General features: G+C 61.2%; 15 protein-coding genes and 4 pseudogenes. 8 read left to right on the top strand and 11 right to left on the bottom strand.

All coding sequences use genetic code 11. The features are described 5' to 3' along the window. The first annotated feature begins 99 nt into the window (after positions 1-99). Both FZ025_RS05700 and FZ025_RS05695 read left to right on the top strand, forming a co-directional pair. A complete protein-coding gene (locus FZ025_RS05700; RefSeq protein ID WP_046979417.1) occupies positions 100-1062 on the top strand; it encodes an SDR family NAD(P)-dependent oxidoreductase in 963 nt (320 codons plus the stop codon). Positions 1063-1095: 33 nt separating this feature from the next. After that, positions 1096-1290 (top strand): DUF3363 domain-containing protein, encoded by a 195-nt coding sequence (locus tag FZ025_RS05695; RefSeq protein ID WP_046979418.1) that lies wholly within the window; start codon positions 1096-1098, stop codon positions 1288-1290. A gap of 59 nt (positions 1291-1349) precedes the next feature. Here the strand turns inward: FZ025_RS05695 and FZ025_RS05690 are convergent, their stop codons facing one another. Beyond that, entirely contained in the window at positions 1350-2225 is an 876-nt protein-coding gene (locus FZ025_RS05690) for a helix-turn-helix transcriptional regulator (RefSeq protein ID WP_104558646.1), read from the bottom strand. Between the two features lie 27 nt (positions 2226-2252). On the opposite strand from FZ025_RS05690, the gene FZ025_RS05685 reads away from it, so the two are divergent. The 3 genes and pseudogenes from FZ025_RS05685 to FZ025_RS05675 form a co-directional block, all read left to right on the top strand. After that, on the top strand, positions 2253-3182 hold the full coding sequence (locus FZ025_RS05685; RefSeq protein ID WP_208803747.1) for an SDR family NAD(P)-dependent oxidoreductase: 930 nt from the start codon (positions 2253-2255) through the stop codon (positions 3180-3182). Positions 3183-3255: 73 nt separating this feature from the next. Further along, positions 3256-3972 (top strand): SDR family oxidoreductase, encoded by a 717-nt coding sequence (locus tag FZ025_RS05680; RefSeq protein WP_046979420.1) that lies wholly within the window; start codon positions 3256-3258, stop codon positions 3970-3972. Between the two features lie 144 nt (positions 3973-4116). Continuing rightward, a pseudogene (locus tag FZ025_RS05675) lies at positions 4117-4273 on the top strand (IS30 family transposase); the annotation flags it as partial. Here the strand turns inward: FZ025_RS05675 and FZ025_RS05670 are convergent. Continuing rightward, positions 4264-4755, bottom strand: a complete 492-nt coding sequence (locus FZ025_RS05670) for an LLM class flavin-dependent oxidoreductase (protein WP_208803746.1) — start codon at positions 4753-4755, stop codon at positions 4264-4266. The pseudogene FZ025_RS05675 and the gene FZ025_RS05670 overlap by 10 nt on opposite strands. Continuing rightward, a complete protein-coding gene (locus FZ025_RS05665; RefSeq protein ID WP_046979421.1) occupies positions 4752-5900 on the bottom strand; it encodes an MFS transporter in 1149 nt (382 codons plus the stop codon). Before FZ025_RS05665 ends, FZ025_RS05670 begins: the two co-directional genes overlap by 4 nt. Positions 5901-6043: 143 nt before the next feature. On the opposite strand from FZ025_RS05665, the gene FZ025_RS05660 reads away from it, so the two are divergent. Continuing rightward, positions 6044-6976 (top strand): LysR family transcriptional regulator, encoded by a 933-nt coding sequence (locus tag FZ025_RS05660; protein WP_046979422.1) that lies wholly within the window; start codon positions 6044-6046, stop codon positions 6974-6976. A 169-nt stretch (positions 6977-7145) separates the two neighbouring features. On the opposite strand, the pseudogene FZ025_RS22670 reads toward FZ025_RS05660, so the two are convergent. The 6 genes and pseudogenes from FZ025_RS22670 to FZ025_RS05630 all read right to left on the bottom strand — a co-directional run. Further along, positions 7146-7549 (bottom strand): annotated as a pseudogene (locus tag FZ025_RS22670) (LysR family transcriptional regulator); the annotation flags it as partial. Positions 7550-7661: 112 nt separating this feature from the next. Beyond that, positions 7662-8846, bottom strand: coding sequence for an MFS transporter (locus FZ025_RS05650; protein WP_046979427.1), 1185 nt, complete (start codon positions 8844-8846; stop codon positions 7662-7664). A 188-nt stretch (positions 8847-9034) separates the two neighbouring features. Further along, positions 9035-9256 carry a hypothetical protein gene (locus tag FZ025_RS05645; RefSeq protein WP_146093560.1) on the bottom strand — a complete coding sequence of 74 codons (222 nt, stop codon included), beginning with the start codon at positions 9254-9256 and terminating at the stop codon, positions 9035-9037. 570 nt (positions 9257-9826) lie between these two features. After that, positions 9827-10660, bottom strand: a pseudogene (locus FZ025_RS05640) (LysR family transcriptional regulator); the annotation flags it as partial. Positions 10661-10728: 68 nt separating this feature from the next. Beyond that, positions 10729-11214 (bottom strand): DUF3363 domain-containing protein, encoded by a 486-nt coding sequence (locus FZ025_RS22840; RefSeq protein ID WP_386269944.1) that lies wholly within the window; start codon positions 11212-11214, stop codon positions 10729-10731. Positions 11215-11410: 196 nt separating this feature from the next. Further along, positions 11411-11911 (bottom strand): annotated as a pseudogene (locus tag FZ025_RS05630) (DUF2285 domain-containing protein); the annotation flags it as partial. Positions 11912-11954: 43 nt separating this feature from the next. Here FZ025_RS05630 and FZ025_RS05625 point away from each other — a divergent pair. Further along, a protein-coding gene (locus FZ025_RS05625) for an IS5 family transposase (RefSeq protein ID WP_386269942.1) occupies positions 11955-12988 on the top strand; the annotation gives its coding sequence in 2 pieces (ribosomal slippage) (positions 11955-12920 and positions 12923-12988; 1032 coding nt in all). A 266-nt stretch (positions 12989-13254) separates the two neighbouring features. Here the strand turns inward: FZ025_RS05625 and FZ025_RS05620 are convergent. Beyond that, a complete protein-coding gene (locus FZ025_RS05620) occupies positions 13255-13626 on the bottom strand; it encodes a phasin family protein (RefSeq protein ID WP_046979294.1) in 372 nt (123 codons plus the stop codon). A 287-nt stretch (positions 13627-13913) separates the two neighbouring features. Next, positions 13914-14276: a 6-carboxytetrahydropterin synthase QueD gene (gene queD, locus FZ025_RS05615; protein WP_046979296.1), complete on the bottom strand. Its 363-nt coding sequence runs from the start codon at positions 14274-14276 to the stop codon at positions 13914-13916. Positions 14277-14436: 160 nt separating this feature from the next. Here queD and FZ025_RS05610 point away from each other — a divergent pair, with 160 nt between their 5' ends. Then, positions 14437-17073 carry a TonB-dependent receptor plug domain-containing protein gene (locus FZ025_RS05610; protein ID WP_046979293.1) on the top strand — a complete coding sequence of 879 codons (2637 nt, stop codon included), beginning with the start codon at positions 14437-14439 and terminating at the stop codon, positions 17071-17073. The last annotated feature ends 23 nt before the right edge of the window (positions 17074-17096 follow it).

The raw sequence follows: 17096 nt of genomic DNA, 5'->3' as shown, positions 1-17096 counted from the left end.
AGAGATGCGGATCATATTGCATTCAACGTCTGATATCGGCGATGAACAATGGATGTCTCGACCTTCTACGGTTCTCGAACTCACGCCCAGGATGCGCCCATGACCACTGAACAGACTCCCATTCGCTCCGGCTTCGGCGCCACCACCACGGCGGCAGACGTGCTCAGGGGACACGACCTCTCCAAGGTCGCCGCCCTTGTCACCGGTGGCCATTCAGGGCTGGGTCTGGAAACGACAAAGGCATTGGCGGGCGCTGGCGCGCGTGTCATCGTCGCGGCACGGGATGTCGAGATGGCGCGCATCAAGGCCAGCGGCCTGGCCAATGTCGAGGTCGAACAGCTGGATCTTGCCGATCTGGTCAGTGTGCGCGACTGCGCCCAACGCCTGGTGGCCATGGGCAGGCACATCGATATTCTGATCGGCAGCGCCGGCATCATGGCTTGCCCGGAAACCCGTGTGGGTCCGGGTTGGGAAGCACAGTTCGCCACCAACCACCTTGGCCACTATGCACTCGTGAACCTGCTCTGGCCTGTGCTTCAGGGCGGTGCCAGGGTGGTGGCCGTTTCGTCGGCAGGCCATCACCAGTCGGGCATCCGCTGGGACGACGTGCAATTCACCCAGGCCTACGACAAGTGGCTGGCCTACGGGCAGTCGAAGACGGCCAATGCACTGTTCGCCGTTCACCTGGATCGGATGGGACGCAATGCGGGCGTGCGTGCCTTCTCACTTCACCCCGGCAAGATCTTCACGCCCCTCCAGCGCCATCTTGCCCAGGATGAAATGGTTGCGGCTGGTTGGCTCGACGCCGATGGAAAGCCTGCCGATCCCACATTCAAGACCACTCAGCAGGGGGCCGCAACGCAGGTGTGGGCCGCCACTTCCCCACGATTGGAAGGCATGGGCGGACTGTATTGCGAGGATTGCGACATTGCCGTCCTGGATGACAGCGAGCCGTCGTCGTTTGTTGGCGTGCGGTCCCACGCCGTTGATCTGCGGCAGGCGGCACAGCTCTGGGCGCTGTCGGCCAGGCTCACCGGCATCGATGCTTTTGTGGGGAAGTAAGCGCAAGCAGCGTCCGATGACGATGCCCAGCGCGTGGCCGGCATCTGCCGGCGCGGCGTCATGCTCACCGGCGGGCGCTATGCCATGCGCGATGACGGCAAGGAATTCAGCCTGGTGCGGTGGAGGCCGGTAATCGCGCAGCAACTGGGGCAGCGGCTCGCCGCGACGGTGCGCAGTGGCGGGATGTCTTGGGAAATCGGAAGGCAGCGTGGCCATTCGATCGGCTGACTGCCATCGGCCAATGCGAGGGAAGCGGACAGAGATGCGCGGATTCGGCGCGCATTGGCTCAACCCTTCGCTTTTTTCCCTCGCCCGACTGCTGTCTGAAGCAAGCCTTCCAGTTTCATGGCCGTCTTATCCTCATCGAGTGGCGTGTACACGATCAGTTTCATGTCTGGCTGATCGGAAATGGTCAGGCTGGTGTATTCGAATGACATGCGACCGCCCACGAGATGCTCGATACGCTTGTGTCCGCTGAAAGGACGCAGCACGTCGTGCCGGGGCCACCAGTCCCGAAACTCGGCGCTGGCTTTCATCAGCGTGGCGATCAACCGCTCGAAATCGCGATCGCCGGCATGGCGGGCACTGTCGGCGCGAAACATGGCCAGCGACGTCGGTGCGAGGTTGTCCCAATCGACCAGCAAACGGCGGTGCGCGGCGTTGGCAAAGACGAGATGCATGATGTTGCGTTCGTCGCCCTGGAGCTTTCCGTAGTCGCCAAACAGCACCTCGGCCGCGCGATTCCAGGCGAGCACGTCCCAGCGACGGCCCAGCACATAGGCAGGTTGACCCGTCAGGCTCTGCACCATGCGCCGTAACGGCTCTTCGACCTGTTCCGGCCCGGTCAGGGCGGCCTCCGGTGGGGGGCGATTATTCAGGGCGAAAAGATGGCGCCGTTCGGCGGGATCGAGCTTGAGCGCATCGGCCAGCGCCGACAGCACTTCAACCGAGGGATGCACGTCGCGCCCCTGTTCAAGCCAGCTGTACCAGGTGGTCCCGACGCCAGCGAGCAATGCAACCTCTTCGCGCCGCAGCCCCGGGGTACGGCGGCGGAACCCTTCAGCCAACCCGACATTGGCAGGCGTCAGCTTTTCGCGGCGGGAACGCAGAAAGGCTCCGAACTCGCGGCGACGAATTTCAAGGCGGGTTGGAAGATCACTCATGCATCGCATCATAGCAGTACCAATACCATGATAGATCCAGAACTGTTTGCCATGGCGGAGCACGGGAACAATGCCATCAACGACGAATTTTTCAGGAGGGATTGCAGCATGGAGTTTAAAGAAAAGACGATATTGATAACGGGATCGACCGATGGCGTCGGGCGCCGGGTGGCGCAACGACTGGCCAATTCCGGTGCGACCCTCTTGATCCACGGCCGCGACCGCGCGCGGGCCGACAGCCTGCTGACGGAGATACGCAATTCAGGTGGCAGCGGGACCTTCTATCCCGCCGATTTTTCTTCGCTATCCGAGGTGCGTGCACTGGCCGCGGCCATTCAACGCGACCATGGCCGGCTCGACGTGCTCATCAACAATGCCGGCATTGGTGTGGGCAGTTCCGGTTCGCCGCGACAGCTGAGTCGCGATGGCTACGAGTTGCGCTTCGCCGTGAACTATCTTTCCGGCTTCCTGCTGACCCGTCTTCTTCTGCCGCTTCTGCAAAAGGGCCATCCCGCCAGAATCGCCAACGTCGCATCGGTTGGCCAGCAGTCCATCGACTTCGCCGACATCATGCTGACCCAAGGCTATAGCGGAGCTCGCGCCTACTGCCAGAGCAAGCTCGCGCAGGTCATGTTCGCTTTTGATCTTGCCCGCGAACTGGAGGGATCAGGCGTTGCGGTGAACAGCCTGCATCCGGCGACCTACATGGAGACCGCCATGGTGCGCAAAGACGGTGTTTCACCGATCAGCACCATCGATGAAGGGGCCGATGCCATCCTCCGTCTTGCGGTGTCCGCAGAGACGGAAGGAATGCGCGGTCTCTACTTCGACGGACTCCGGACACGGCGCGCCAACGCACAAGCCTATGACGACGATGCGCGTGAGCGCCTGCGGTCGATCAGTCTGGAACTCGTCGGCTTGCCGACAGCCCGTCCAGGCACATCAAACGGCGCGTGACGATGGCAGTCACGCACCGGCCTGCTTCCGGCACATACGCGCTCGTCTCTTAACCGGCAGATAAGGAAAAACCATGTCACTCGAACACATCGTCATTGTCGGCGGATCGTCCGGCATCGGCTTTGCTACCGCCCGCCAGCTTCTTGCGCTCGGCCACAAAGTCACGATCACAGGTCGCAACGAACAGCAATTGGCGGTGGCGAAGGATCGATTGAGCGGGGACCTTGCCGCACTCGTTCTCGATGCCGCTGACACAGCACGCCTGCCCGGCGCCTTCGCACGAATCGGTGCATTCGACCATCTCGTGCTGGCGCTTGGCAGCGGCAAGGGCGCGGGACCATTCGCATCTGTCAGCCTCGCCGAGGTGCGGCAGGGTTTCGAGGAAAAGGTCTTTCCACACTTTGCTACGGCGCAAGCTGCGCTCCCCACGCTGCGCAAGGATGGCAGCATCACCTTCATCTCGGCGGTGACGGCGCAAGCGGCCATGCCGGGGACGGCTGGGATCGGCGCTGCCAATGCCGCGGTCGCCGCACTGGTCCCCATCCTCGCGGCTGAACTGCGTCCTCTGCGGGTCAATGGCGTCTCTCCCGGCGTGATCGACACGCCCTGGTGGGATTTCCTGACGGACGAACAAAAGACTTCCCTCTTTGCGGACTACGCCGCCAAGACGCCCGCTGGGCGTGTTGGTCAGCCGCAAGATGTTGCGCAGGCCATCACTTTCCTCATCGCCAACAGCTTTATCGATGGACACGTCATCACGTGCGATGGAGGCTTGCGCTTGTGCGGCTAACGCATGCGGACCAGGTGCCAGAGGAACCGGAAGATGGCGGGTGCAATCGGGCAGCGAATCTTCCTTGTGGCTCCACCCTGTCAGAACGATACCGCCTTCAAGCGCTGTACGACACCGGCATGTCGCGGCGCGCCATCGCCGAACGTGCCACGACAGACCGACTTCAGCGCGATTGCCAACGCGCACCTGCGATGGATCGCGCAGCGCCTCTACGATCGGCCACGCAAGATATTCGGATTCAAGACGCCCCCTCGAAGTCTTCTCCGAGGAACTCATCAACAGCGTTGCGAATCAGAGTTGAATCCGGGGAAACTCCACAGGGCGATCTCCGGTAGCGACACCAAGAATCAAGCGGCCGTTGGCCAGAACATCCACTGATGCGGCAGCCTTGGCGACCAGAAGGGGATGACGCAGCGGTAACACGATCGCAGCGGTTCCTGATGCTGCGTTGCGGGTGACTGCGGCCAAAAATCCAAAATTGACGAAGGGATCGTAGACCGAGCCGGCGTCGCCGAACCGGTGTGGATCAAATATCGGCACGTCGCGCATCCAGATGGCAGAGAACCCTGACGTATCCATCTGGCGCACGAGTTCCTCCTGCCGACTCAAATCCGGCACACCACGCGGGCGGTTGGAGACCTGGCGGCGCTGCTCACCATCCGCAGACCAGTCGTTGTCCAGCGGCAACGCGATGCCGACCGTCATTCCGCCAGAAACCCGGATCGGATCCAGGGCGGACGAGTTTTCCTCTTTTAGTGCACATATTATATTTTCGCCAGTCATTTGCGTGATTTTGCCCGACGATCCAGCAGGCCGCTCCACAGCGTGAGTAACAAGGCCACCGCCACCAGCAGCGCGCTGACCCATGGCGTCGCCTCCAATCCCAATGGGGAATCGACCACGCGCGCGCCGATGAAGGCGGCGAGTGCGATCCCCAGGTTGGCGGCAGCGATGTTCAAGGCGGAGGACACGTCCACACCATCCGGGCGGTATTTCTGCGCGAGCTGGACGACGTACAGGTGCAACCCGGGAACATTGGCAAAGCAGAGCCCGCCAAGGAATGCCAGTGTCACCAGGGTTCCCCATTGGGAATGGGCCGTGAAGCTGAACACCAGCAGCCCCAAGGCCTGCAACGTGAACATGATGACCAGCATCGGCACGGGATTTCGGTTGGCGACACGCCCACCGATCACGTTGCCGGCGGCGACCGAGATCCCATAGAGAAACAGAATCTGGCCGATGCTGCTGGACTGGAAGCCACTGACCTGTTCCAACAGTGGTGCCAGGTAAGGGAAGGCCACGAACGTGCCGCCGTAACCAAACAGATTCATGGAAAAGGCAATCAGCAGGCGTCCGCTGCCAAGGACCTTGACTTGGTCGGACAAGCGGCCGGGACGGTCGACGTCGATGGACCTGGGCAACAGCGTGGCGATCCCAATGAACGACAGCAGTCCCAATCCAGCGACCATCCAGAATGTCGCACGCCATCCCCATTGCTGCCCGACAAGAGTACCGATGGGCGCTCCCGTCGCAATGGCGATCGTGAGCCCCGAGAACACCATGGCGATGGCCGTGGCCCTGCGGTCACTCGGTACCAGACTTGCCGCGATGGTGGCACCTATGGCGAAGAAAACGCCATGGGCGAACGCGGTCACCACCCGCGCGGTTAACAGCAACGCGTAGGTCGTGCTGAACGCCGCAATCACATTGCCAATGGTGAATAACGCCATCAGCGCCAGCAGGAGCAACTTGTGTGGCACGCGCCCCGTCAGCGCGGTTAGCACTGGCGCGCCAATCGTGGCACCGAGCGCGTACAGGCTCACCACGAAGCCCGCCATCGGCGTTCCGATACCCATGTCGCGCGCAATGTTGGGCAGGATGTCGACAGCGACGAACTCCGTGGTGCCGATGCCGTAGGCGCTGATCATCAACGCCCATAGGGCTGGGTTATGAGAACGAATTTGCACGCCTCTCTCCAAGCAACAAAACACAGGGACATCACTTTAGAAAAAATTCAGAATTTGGAATAGAATTCATGTGTCATAGGACTTTGGAAAAATATTCAAAAGCCATGCACCAATTCAATCGTTCCACCGAGATGGCGATCTTTGTTCAAGTCGTCGAGTCGTCAGGGCTGTCCTCGGCGGCCAGGCGGTTGGACATGACACCTTCGGCCATCAGTAAGCTCATCAACCGATTGGAAGCCAGACTCGGCGTCCGCTTGCTCAATCGGACGACGCGCAAACTGCAACTCACGCCTGAAGGTTCGGTCTTCTACGACCGTTGTTTGCGCATCCTGGAGGACATCGCCTCGGCTGAACTCGAAGCCACGCTTGGAGCGCAACCGCGTGGTCGGGTACGGGTCAATTCACACGTCCCTTTCGGCAAGCATTACCTGATGCCGCTGATATCCGTCTTCCTCAAGCGCTACCCGGAAATTGCGCTCGACGTGGTTCTTTGCGACCAGGTCGTGGATTTGCTGGACGACCGGGCCGACGTGGCGATTCGCACGGGGCCATTGAACGACTCCCGATTGGTCATGCGTCGGTTGGGCAGCAGCCGGATGGTTGTGGTCGCCGCTCCGGACTATCTCGAACAGGAGGGTATTCCGCAGACTCCTGACGATCTCGTGCGGTACAACCAGCTCGGTTTCGGCTTCACCCGCCATCTCAAAGCCTGGCCGTTCAAGGGTGACCACGCGCCTCAACTGCTCCCTCCCTCCGGCAACCTGCTGCTGGGAGATGGTGAGACCATGCGCAAGGCCGCAATTGCTGGGCTCGGCCTGGCTCGGATGGCACTCTTCCATGTGCATAAGGATATTGAAGCCGGGCGGCTCGTTCCGCTATTAGAGGACTACAACCCCGGGGATGAGGAAGAACTACATGCCGTCTTCATCGGCCCGGGCAAGCAGGTTCCCGCTCGAATGCGGGTGTTTCTCGACTTCCTCACGGAGCACTGCCATCTCGGCGAGGGTCGTGGTCAGCCCAGCGCCTGGACGAGCTGACGGCCGTGGTGGAGCATCACACCACGGCGCGCAGCACCCCACCGTCCACCCTTACGGCCGAGCCAGTGCTCGCCGACGCCTGTTGCGAGGACAGATTATCTGGCTCTCCACACACCGGCGATCACGATGCCGAACACCATGGCGATCTGCCCGAACAGCACGCCCCGACCTTGATCTGCTGCGCCAGCGGAACCTCATCGAAGTGGATGGCGATTTCAGGGTCTTGCTGTCGACACCGCGCCATCAACGTGGGAAGGCGCGCCGCTGTGATGCCATCGGACAGGACGATGTGGAGCTGCTCTTGGTAACCGGTTGCTGCCGCCTCGACACTGGCGCGAGCTTGCTCAAGCAAGAGAAAAAAAAATATGGGCACATGCTCCAAAGAATCTTGCCAGATCGAGTCAATCGGGTGCTTCGTGTGGTGCGTGCAAACAGCGGTGAACCCAAGTGTTCTTCCAACTCCTTGATCGAGCGCGACAGCGGCGACTGGTCGATGTGCAGCCGCTCGGCTGCGCGCGCAAAATGGAGGTCTCCAGCCACAGCCAGAAAGCACCGAAGATGGCGTAATGCCATAGAGCCCTCATGCATTCCGCCTGAGCTGAAGAACTGATGATAATGCTAGCCATATACCTCACATGGCTAATCGCCGAGAGATAAAGCAGTTACTACAGCATATAAAATATTGCTACCTGAAGCCGTGGCTAGAGGACTCCCATACTGTCACGAGCGCAATCAAGAGGAGGGGGACGACAGCAAATGGAAGCGCACGCGGGCCATAGGCCAGAAGCAGACCTCCCGCGATGCCACCTCCGCTTATCGAAAGGTTCCATGCCACCACCGTCATAGCTTGAGCCACGTCGATGTCAGATCCTGACGTATGCGCTGTCGCCGTCTGAAAAAGCGTAGCGGAGCCTCCGTACCCTAACCCCCATACGGCAACCGCCGAATAAATAATCAACCGATTCTCGATGCCCAATACCAGGGCCAACGCTGCCACGATAAATAAGGCGACACTAATAAGCATAAGGCGCCGAAGATGTCTGTCAATGTTGCTTCCAACAATCGCAATGCCAATCAAGGAGGTTATGCCAAATATAAGCAATACTCTACTTAACTCGCCTCCCAGGCCTGACGGAACCACAAAAGGGCCTATATAAGTATATAGAATATTGTGGGCAAGAATGAAAACGGTCAATGTCAGCAGGATCGCCTTCATTCCAGGCAAAGCGAACACGCGCCCCAATGTCAGCTTGGTTCGAACGTCTTGCCCAGGCAAATCCGGCATGTTCCAGCGTATCCAAACAATCAGCAAAACGCTGGCGACGGACATCACCACGAAGACAGTTCGCCAATCCAGAATTTCGCCGAGAAACGTACTGGCAGGTAGTCCGAGGGAAAGGGCAAGAGGCGTTCCCACCATCGCGATGGCAATCGCACGACCCTTAAGGTCGTCTGGCACCAAACGGGCCGCATAGCCTCCCACGATACTCCATAGAAGACCGGAGCTCATACCAGCGAGAAAACGTACAAATAGTGTAAACCAATAGTTACTCGACCATGCGGTAGCTAGATTTATAACTGCGAAGCCTGCAATCGTGAGTATAAGCAGCGGGCGCCGATTCCAGCCGCGTGTTGCTACACTTAATGGTATGGCCGCAATAAGGGAGCCGATGGCATAGGCAGTAACCAACTGCCCAGTCATTGCTTCCGAGATTTTGAGATCAGCGCTAATCCGCAGAAGTAAGCCTGCTGGTAATGTCTCCGTTAGGATCGTTATAAAAGTGGAGGCCGCGAGAGCCAGGAGCGCGAATACGGGCAGGCGTCGTGACTCATTAAATAAATGCGAGTTGTTTGATTTGTTGCTTTGCATTGAGAGCACCGAGTTGAGCATAAGGCGAGTTGAGCATTAAAAGATAAGTCGTCTTCCAGATGCCAGCTTTCGACGATAAGTCCACCAGTCGGTCTGTATATATCCATGGCTGTGTAGTCCATTGGCTGCCTTCTCCTTGAACTGACTTGAAAGTACCAGTGAACTCTCCGGTAAACTTGATTGGAATCTCAAAGAAAATGCTGTTGCTGTGCGCACGGCCGGTTCCTCTTCTCTCCGCACTTAGCATTGCAGATATTTTTTTCGCTGACGACTCGTTTATTTTGCAAGTATCGAGCGAACAGGATCATCGTATGCATATCAAGGATGGTACGATCGAGGTCGAAGAATGCCGCCTTGCGCCCTTCTGGGCCGATTGGCGGAAGAGTTGGATTACGAGTCACATCTGACATGTTCATTCCTGACTTTTTGATCATCGACTGGCATATCCAATAACTACCCTCGCAAGATTCTTGCTTTTTCAGATGGCTGTTTCCGACAAGATCAAGCGATTTTGACAAATCCACTCTAAGAGAAAATGAAGCTAGAATTCAAGGATGTTCATACTAGGCGAGAGGTTCAATCTAATAAACAGCCATTAAAGAAACCGTGCGTTAACTGATAGGAAATGTTGCGTCCAAGAGCGCTGGCCCCTTCAGTTGCTCAGGAATGGAAGGCTGGACGCCGTCACGTGCTGAGAATCGGTGCCTAGTGGCTCTCGTCACAGTCCCCGACGGACTTGTGCCGCTGGACCAAGAGCGCCGAGCAGTTCGTCTGGCTATGCTCGGGCGTGGAGTGTGGTTTGGCAGCGTTCGTCCATCTCGCCATCGCCGTATGAGCCATGTGAGTAGAGGAGGCGTAAGCGTGGCATGGTGCGCGCCATGGATCTGTCCGCACTCGATGGCGCCGACGCTCCGCGCATTGGCGGGCCAAGCATGATTTAGAGTCAAATCAGTCCGACAGCCCGGGTGCCATTAATATCCTCAAGCTGACCGGGGTAACCCGATGTTGCTTAATCTTGCGGCCATAAAATCGATGAATGTACGAATTTTTGGCGCTAAAAAATTTCGATTTTTGTAAACGACGTAAAGAGTTCGAGAGAACGACGCACTATTATCAATGGCTAATTCTAGTCTTCCCGACTGTAACTCGCGGGTTGCCAACCAATGCGGCACATAGGCCATTCCGAAACCAGCCCAGGCTAGCTGTAGCATCAACGTAGTATCATTAGTCCGAAGCAGCCGACCGGCACCTAGGTTATCTGCCTCCTGATCTTTACGCACTTCGAGACCTTCTACTTCGGTGAGAACGGGCAAGATAAGGTTGTGCGAATTCAAGTCCTGCGTTGAGGTGGGGCGCCCGGTCTTGGCGAAGTAGTCGGGTGATCCAACGAGTATGAAGTTTATGTTCGCAAGTGGCCGAACTATTAATGAAGGGGATGGTTTATCGGTGACGCGAAGTGCAAGGTCGTAGCGTCCAGTCACCAAGTCCAGCCTCTGATTGTCCAGCATAAGTTCAACATCGACCTTTGGGTAAGTTTCCTGATAATCCATGAGCAGGCGGGCAAACTCGGGATTGGAGAACCATTGAGGAGCGGTGACACGCAGAGTTCCACTGGCTGTGCCATTGTGGTGCCCTAGTATTGCTTCGGCTTCCTCCAGGATATCCAGAGCCTCACGGCAGCTCTTGTAGTACAGTCTCCCTGAATCAGTCAGACTAATGCTGCGGCTCGTTCGATTAAGAAGCCTTGTTCGCTGGGTTGCTTCCAGATGTGCAATATGCTTGCTTACCATTGCTGTTGATATGCCGATTCGCTTTGCCGCACCGTTGAAGGAATTCATTTCCACGACTTCGCGGAAAACTTTAAGGCTTCTGAATGTGTCCATTACGCTTGCTCCATTGCGATTGCTTGAGGCCATATCTGGACTGGATTCCAGGGATGTGCGGGAGTTATCCGTAATTTGTGTATAACGTGCAACAGCTGCGATAGTCGTGTTTTTCGGCCAATTAGGCATTTTAAAGCCATTGGAAACATCCGTTCGGCGGACGGGAACACCGCCAGCTTGCACGGTTGTATGGCTCGCTGCATGGTGCGGATGATGTCTGATGTCGCCACGCTCGCCCAGGGCGCGCAAGTTTTCTCGGCATCCACATGGACGGCCCAGGTGCCGGGCTGCGTCTCGTCGGCCAAACCCAGGCGCTGCAAGCGTTGCAGGCGGCCGATCAGCGGCAGGCGCTGGCGTTGCAGCCGCGGTTCGTTGAAGCGTTCGATCTGCCCCGGCCATCTTCGCCGGCCTCGCGTTGCAGCGTGCGGTCGAGGCTCGTCCGCAGCGACAGCAGCGGCGGCAGGCCGCAAGGGAGCAGGTCGCATGGGATGTACCTTCATCAAGCCCGGCCGCACCACGCGGCCGGATGGAGGCAGTCTCAAGAAAGCAAGGCTTCTTGCTCAGGGACGATGTGCAGGGGACGCGAAACATCCCCCCCCAGCGCAACGCGCATGGCGGAAGCTGCGCCAGGCGGCGGTAGCCGCTGCTGCGCATCAGTGCATCGCCACGGCGCACCAGCCGTCGCACGCGGGCACGCAGGGCGCTATCGGCGTACCAGTCGGCCGCGACCACACCGGCGCCGAACAGCCCTTCAGCCACTTCGCGCAAGGACGCACCCGCCAGGGTGCCGTCGAGCGCCTGGAGCGTGTTCAACTCCAGCAGTGCAGACGGTGGCGGGCGCGGCCGGGCCGTCGCCACAGGCACGGCATCGCCAGCGGCGGCCCGCTTGCCCAGCTCGGCCGCCAGTGCCTGGTAGCGGACGCAAGGTGCGGCGCAGGCGCGGATGGCATAGGCGTAAGCCTGCCATCGCTCAGGCGGATGCCAGCGCGAAGCGCAGGCACCCGCCTGGCCAGCACCAGGTGCTTGCCATCGTGGAACAGCTGCTTCTTGTCCAGGAATGCGCCAGAACGCGAAGGCCAACGTATCGGGTGGCGGGTCGGTATCCGGGTAGAGCCGAACCACGGCGTCGGTATCGGGGAACTCGCCTAAGGAACCTCTGATTTTGCTGATGGTCCAAGTCATCAGCTCCCCCCTCCCCCCGGTGATTGCCATGTCTCGAACCCAGATGACCCTGTCGCTGCAGCACGATGCCAGCTTCGATGTGCACCGCAAGCCGACGCGGCGCGACGTGTTCCTGTCGCAGATGGATCAGGTGGTGCCGTGGGCGCCGCTGTGCGCGTGCATCGCGCCGTTCTATCCGAAGGTAGGAGCGAGCGGCGGCCGTCCGCCGGTGGGGCTGGAGCGGATGCTGCGGATCCATTTTCTGCAGCAGTGGTATGCGCTGAGCGATCCGGCGGTGGAAGAGGCGCTGTACGACGTGCCGGCGATGCGGCGGTTCGTGGGGATCGACCTGGGGCGCGAAGCGGCGCCGGACGAGACGACAGTATGCAAGTTCCGGCATCTGCTGGAGAAGCACGGATTGGCCGAACAGCTGTTTGCAGCGATCAATGCTCACTTGCGCGAGCACGGCCTGCGGCTGTCGTCGGGGACGATGGTGGACGCAACGATCATCGCCGCGGCGCCGTCGACGAAGAACAAGGCGCGCTCGCGCGATGGGCAGATGCACCAGACCCGGAAAGGCAAGCAGTGGTACTTCGGAATGAAGGCGCACATCGGGGTGGACCAGCGCACGGGACTGGTGCACCACGTGGTGAGCACGGCGGCCAACGTGGCCGACGTGACCCAGACGGCGCATCTGCTGCATGGCCAGGAGCAGCATGTGTTCGCCGACGCGGGCTATGCGGGGGCGGCGACGTATGCGCCGGCCGACGGACGCACCTTCTGGGTTGCAGAGAAGCGCAGCAAGGTGAAGGCGATCGCGCACCCGGGGATGCGCGCAATCACCGAGGAACTGGAACGGGCCAAGGCTTCGATCCGGGCGGCGGTGGAACATCCGTTCGGGGTACTCAAGCGGCAGTTTGGCTACGTCAAGGTGCGCTACAAGGGCCTGGCCAAGAACGCGGCGCAGGTGACGACGCTGTTCGCGTTGGTCAATCTGTGGAGGGCGCGCAGGACATTGCTGCCGGTGGCATAGGAGGGGTGCGCCTGCGGACCGCCCAAAGGCGGGGTGCGGGACAAAACGCGGGCGATTGGATGTAAAACCTACGAGATGTTGCCCTGCCTCCGTGTTGCGAGCAGGGGAACCTCGGCTACGGCTGGTAGATCAGGCATTCCCTAAGCCATCGATAAACCTGCTGTATCTGGCTGTGGCGTAGTCCGGCGAATTTCGGTGCTGGAGTCATCGTGAATAAAAAAGGCCCGGTAGAGGGAGGGATCTACCGGGCCTGGGCTGCACGGGGGGAGGGACCCGCGCGTACCACTGGTCAGTCGTGCGGCTGTGCCGCAGCGGACGTATTTGGTCTTGCTTATTTGGTCTTGGCTTTAGGTGCGGCCTGGTCGGTGGCCGCCTCGAACTGGCTCTTGGCGAGCTGGCCGATGGCTTCGGAGGTCTTCAGGCCCAGGCCGAACACTTCCTGGTTGGCCGTGGCCAGCCGCTCGAAGTTGTCGCGGGCAATCTGCAGGCCCTTCGGCCACAGCGACTGCACGCTGCCGAGGTCGCGCGCTTCGGTGAGCTCGCCGAGGAAGCCGGTGGTCGCGGCGACGTTCTTCTCGAAGGTCTTCAGCTGCACGCCGAACACGCTCTCGGCGCTTTCCAGCGCCAGGCGGTTGGCGCGCGAGGCGACGGTGGCGAACTGCTGGGTGTAGCTGCCGAATTGATCGTTGAACTGAGCGGACATCATGCAACTCCAAGGGAATGCCGATTGCTGTTGCAGTGCAACATACGCGCATTCTGCTGCAATGCAACATTATTTTCTGAAGTCGCTCAGGCTCCGTTCAAACTGGCTTTCGGATCAATAGGTTGGAGTCGAGCTGCTTAGCTCTGCGCCGGCCTGCGGACGCACCCGGCAGGTGCCGGGTGCGCTGACGCCGGCACCTCGGAACGGGAGCCGGCCACCCGGAATCCGTCAGGAGCCGTCATGCCGCCCTTGCGAATCCCCGATCCCGACTCTCGAACCCCCCTGCTTCAGGCGCCCGGGCCGCGATAGCGGCAGCCGGAGGTGCAGGTTTCGTGCACCACGATCTCGCTCAGCGGCGGCAATGCCGGCTTGAGCCGCTCCCAGATCCACACCGCCAGGCGCTCGCTGGTCGGGTTCTCCAGTCCCTCGATGTCGTTGAGGTAGTGGTGGTCGAGTTGGTCGTAGATCGGGCGGAACGCGGCCTTGATGTCGCCGAAGTCCATGACCCAGCCGGTCTGCGCGCCGGGTTCGCCGCTGACGTGCAGCTCGACCCGGAACGAATGCCCATGCAGCCGCGCGCACTTGTGGCCGGGCGGGACGTTGGGCAGGCGGTGCGCCGCCTCGAGGGTGAAGACTTTGAAGATAACCATGCGCGGCATTGTAAAGGCAGCCAAGGCGGGCGCCGGCGCACTCGAATTTCGGTTCGGTGTCGGTGGACGTCACGCAACGCCATATTCGTATGCCGTTATGTAATTTTCGTTAATCCGGCGACGATGGCTCACTGGTGCGCCCCGGTCCACGGAAGTCCATGTGAAGCCGTACACGCCCCACCTGCGCGCGTTGAGCCTTGCGAGCGTCCTGCTCGTCCCCGTCGCCGCTGCCCAGTCGCGCGGCGACGACAGCGGAAAGACCCTGGCGACGGTCAGCGTGACCGGCTCCAACATCAAACGCAGCGACAGCGAAGGCCCCAACCCGGTGCAGGTGATCGGCCGCCAGCAGCTGGAGCAGTCCGGCAAGCTCACCGTCGCCGACGCGTTGCGTTCGATCTCCGCCAACACCGGCAACGCCAGCAACGAGACCACCAACAACGGCTGGGCCTCCGGCTCGGCCGGCATCGGCCTGCGCGGCCTGTCGCAGAAGAACACGCTGGTGCTGCTCAATGGCCGGCGCCTGGCCAACTACGGTTTTCCGGCCAACGGCCTGGGCGATACCTTCGTCAACCTCAACGCCTTGCCGTTGGTGGCGGTGGAGCGCATCGAAGTGCTGAAGGACGGCGCGTCCGCGGTGTACGGGTCGGATGCGGTCGCCGGGGTGGTCAACATCATCACCCGGCAGGATTTCCAGGGCGCCGAACTCGGCCTCAGCGGCGGCACCGCCGACCAGGGCGGGCTGGATACCCAGCGCGCCAAGTTCATCGGCGGCATCGGCGATCTGGACCACGACGGCTACAACATCCTGTTCAGTGTCGACGCCTACAACCGCGACCGGCTGGACCAGGACCAGCGCGCGCTGACCCGCTCGGGCATCTATACCGACCTGCCGGGCGGGCGCTGGAACGGCTGGTCGGCCAAGGGCGCACGCTATCTGGTCGGTGGCCGCTCGGTGCCCATGCTCGATGCCCAGGGCCAGTGCCCTGAGGGCACGCTGCTGACCGCCAGCGCGCCGATCGACGGGCTGGCCGGCGATACCTGCGCGTTCAACCAGGCGCCCTACACCACGCTGATTCCCTCGGCCAAGCGCTACCAGGCCTACAGCAACGCCAGGTTCCGGCTTGGCGACACGCTCGAAGCGTTCGGCGAGGCGCTCTACAGCGAGGTCAAGGGCGTGTCGATCTTCGGTTCCAGCCCGTACTTCACGCTGGAAGGCGGCCGCTTCGCGTTGAACGCCAGCACCGGGCTGGCCGAGCCGGTCTCCAACCTGCTGCCGGCCTCCAGCCCATACAACCCCTACGGCGTGGCGGTGCCGATCGAATACACGTTCTTCGACCTCGGCGAGTCGATCAAGACCAATCGCTCGCAGTCCTACCGCTTCCTCGGCGGCGTGCGTGGATCCAGCGTGCGCTGGGAGTGGGAAGCGGCCGCATTCGCCGCGCGCAGCAGCGAGCACGAGAGCGTGTCCGGCGGTTTCGCCAATCGCTGGAGCCTGGCCCAGGCCTTGGCCGACGGCAGCTACGACCTGTTCGATCCGGCGGCCACGCCGCAGTCGGTGATCGATGCGATCAACCTGAGCACGCTGCGTCCGGCGCAATCGACCCTGCGCGGCGTCGATGCCAAGCTGTCCGGCACCCTGTTCGAGCTGCCGGCCGGCAGCGTCGGCTTCGCTGCCGGCGCCGAGTGGCGGCAGGAGCAACTGGTCTCGCGCAATCCATGGCAGATCGACGCCGGCCTGCAGATCCGCCCGGCGATCGCCGAGGTGGATGGCAAGCGCGAGGTGTCAGCGCTGTATGCCGAGGTCAATGTGCCGCTGCTGCAATCGCTGCAGTTGCAGCTGGCCGGGCGCGGCGATCACTACAGCGACTTCGGCGACGCGTTCTCGCCCAAGGCCAGCCTGCGCTGGCAGCCGCTCGATGCGCTGCTGCTGCGCGCGGCGGCCTCGCGCGGCTTCCGCGCGCCGTCGCTGTCGGAGAACGCGGCCAGCACCAACATTTCCTACGGTTCGGTGGTGGATCCCTACGATCCTGACGTGCCCGGTTCGCGGCAGAATCCGACGTTCTTCACCGTCGGCAACACCGACCTGGATCCAGAGCGCACGCACAGCTACAACCTCGGCGCGGTGCTGTCGCCATGGGCCGACAGCAGCCTCAGCGTGGACTGGTACAAGATCGAGCTGGAGCACCTGATCGGTACCGGCAACACCACGACCCTGGTGCAGAACAACGCTCCGGCCGATGTGGTGCGCGATGCGCGCGGCAAGCTGGTCGCGGTCTACAACCGCTACCAGAACCTCAGCGAGCTGAGCACCTCGGGCATCGACGTGGAACTGCGCCAGCGCTGGCGCAGCGCCGCGTTGGGCGAAGTCGGCCTGAGCAGCGCCTACACCCATGTGCGCGACTACCGCCGGCCGACGGTGGTGGGCGGGCCGCTCGAAGACTATGCCGGCAGCAATCTCGGCCCGTCGCTGCCGCGCAACAAGGCGACCACCACCCTGGACTGGTCGCTGGGCGATGTCGCCGCGGCGCTGACCTGGTACTACACCGGCGGCTACGCGCAGAAGGCCAGTGCCGCCGCCAGTGCGGTGCAGTCGCGGGTGGACCACTACGACCAGTTCGATCTGTACCTGGGCTACCGCGGCATCGACGCGCTCACGCTGTACGCCAAGATCGAGAACCTGGCCGACGCAAAGCCGCCGTACGACGCGTCCTTCCCCGGCATCCGCGCGCCCTACGATTTCACCCAGTACGACCTGCGCGGCCGCTATTTCACCGCCGGTTTCGACTACCGTTTCTGAGCCCGCCCATGCCACGTCCAAGG

This window comes from Xanthomonas hyacinthi (assembly GCF_009769165.1).
Classification (GTDB): Bacteria; Pseudomonadota; Gammaproteobacteria; order Xanthomonadales; family Xanthomonadaceae; genus Xanthomonas_A; species Xanthomonas_A hyacinthi.
Note: the sequence above shows the minus strand (reverse complement) of the source record. Positions and strands in the feature narration are given on the sequence as shown.

Bases quoted from the DNA above. Each gene is read 5' to 3' on its own strand.
- FZ025_RS05700 (WP_046979417.1), top strand. From the start codon at position 100: ATGACCACTGAACAGACTCCCATTCGCTCCGGCTTCGGCGCCACCACC.
- FZ025_RS05690 (WP_104558646.1), bottom strand. From the start codon at position 2,225: ATGAGTGATCTTCCAACCCGCCTTGAAATTCGTCGCCGCGAGTTCGGA.
- FZ025_RS05685 (WP_208803747.1), top strand. From the start codon at position 2,253: ATGATAGATCCAGAACTGTTTGCCATGGCGGAGCACGGGAACAATGCC.
- FZ025_RS05680 (WP_046979420.1), top strand. From the start codon at position 3,256: ATGTCACTCGAACACATCGTCATTGTCGGCGGATCGTCCGGCATCGGC.
- FZ025_RS05670 (WP_208803746.1), bottom strand. From the start codon at position 4,755: ATGACTGGCGAAAATATAATATGTGCACTAAAAGAGGAAAACTCGTCC.
- FZ025_RS05665 (WP_046979421.1), bottom strand. From the start codon at position 5,900: ATGATCAGCGCCTACGGCATCGGCACCACGGAGTTCGTCGCTGTCGAC.
- FZ025_RS05660 (WP_046979422.1), top strand. From the start codon at position 6,044: ATGCACCAATTCAATCGTTCCACCGAGATGGCGATCTTTGTTCAAGTC.
- FZ025_RS05650 (WP_046979427.1), bottom strand. From the start codon at position 8,846: ATGCAAAGCAACAAATCAAACAACTCGCATTTATTTAATGAGTCACGA.
- FZ025_RS05645 (WP_146093560.1), bottom strand. From the start codon at position 9,256: ATGTCAGATGTGACTCGTAATCCAACTCTTCCGCCAATCGGCCCAGAA.
- FZ025_RS22840 (WP_386269944.1), bottom strand. From the start codon at position 11,214: ATGCGACCTGCTCCCTTGCGGCCTGCCGCCGCTGCTGTCGCTGCGGAC.
- FZ025_RS05620 (WP_046979294.1), bottom strand. From the start codon at position 13,626: ATGTCCGCTCAGTTCAACGATCAATTCGGCAGCTACACCCAGCAGTTC.
- queD (WP_046979296.1), bottom strand. From the start codon at position 14,276: ATGGTTATCTTCAAAGTCTTCACCCTCGAGGCGGCGCACCGCCTGCCC.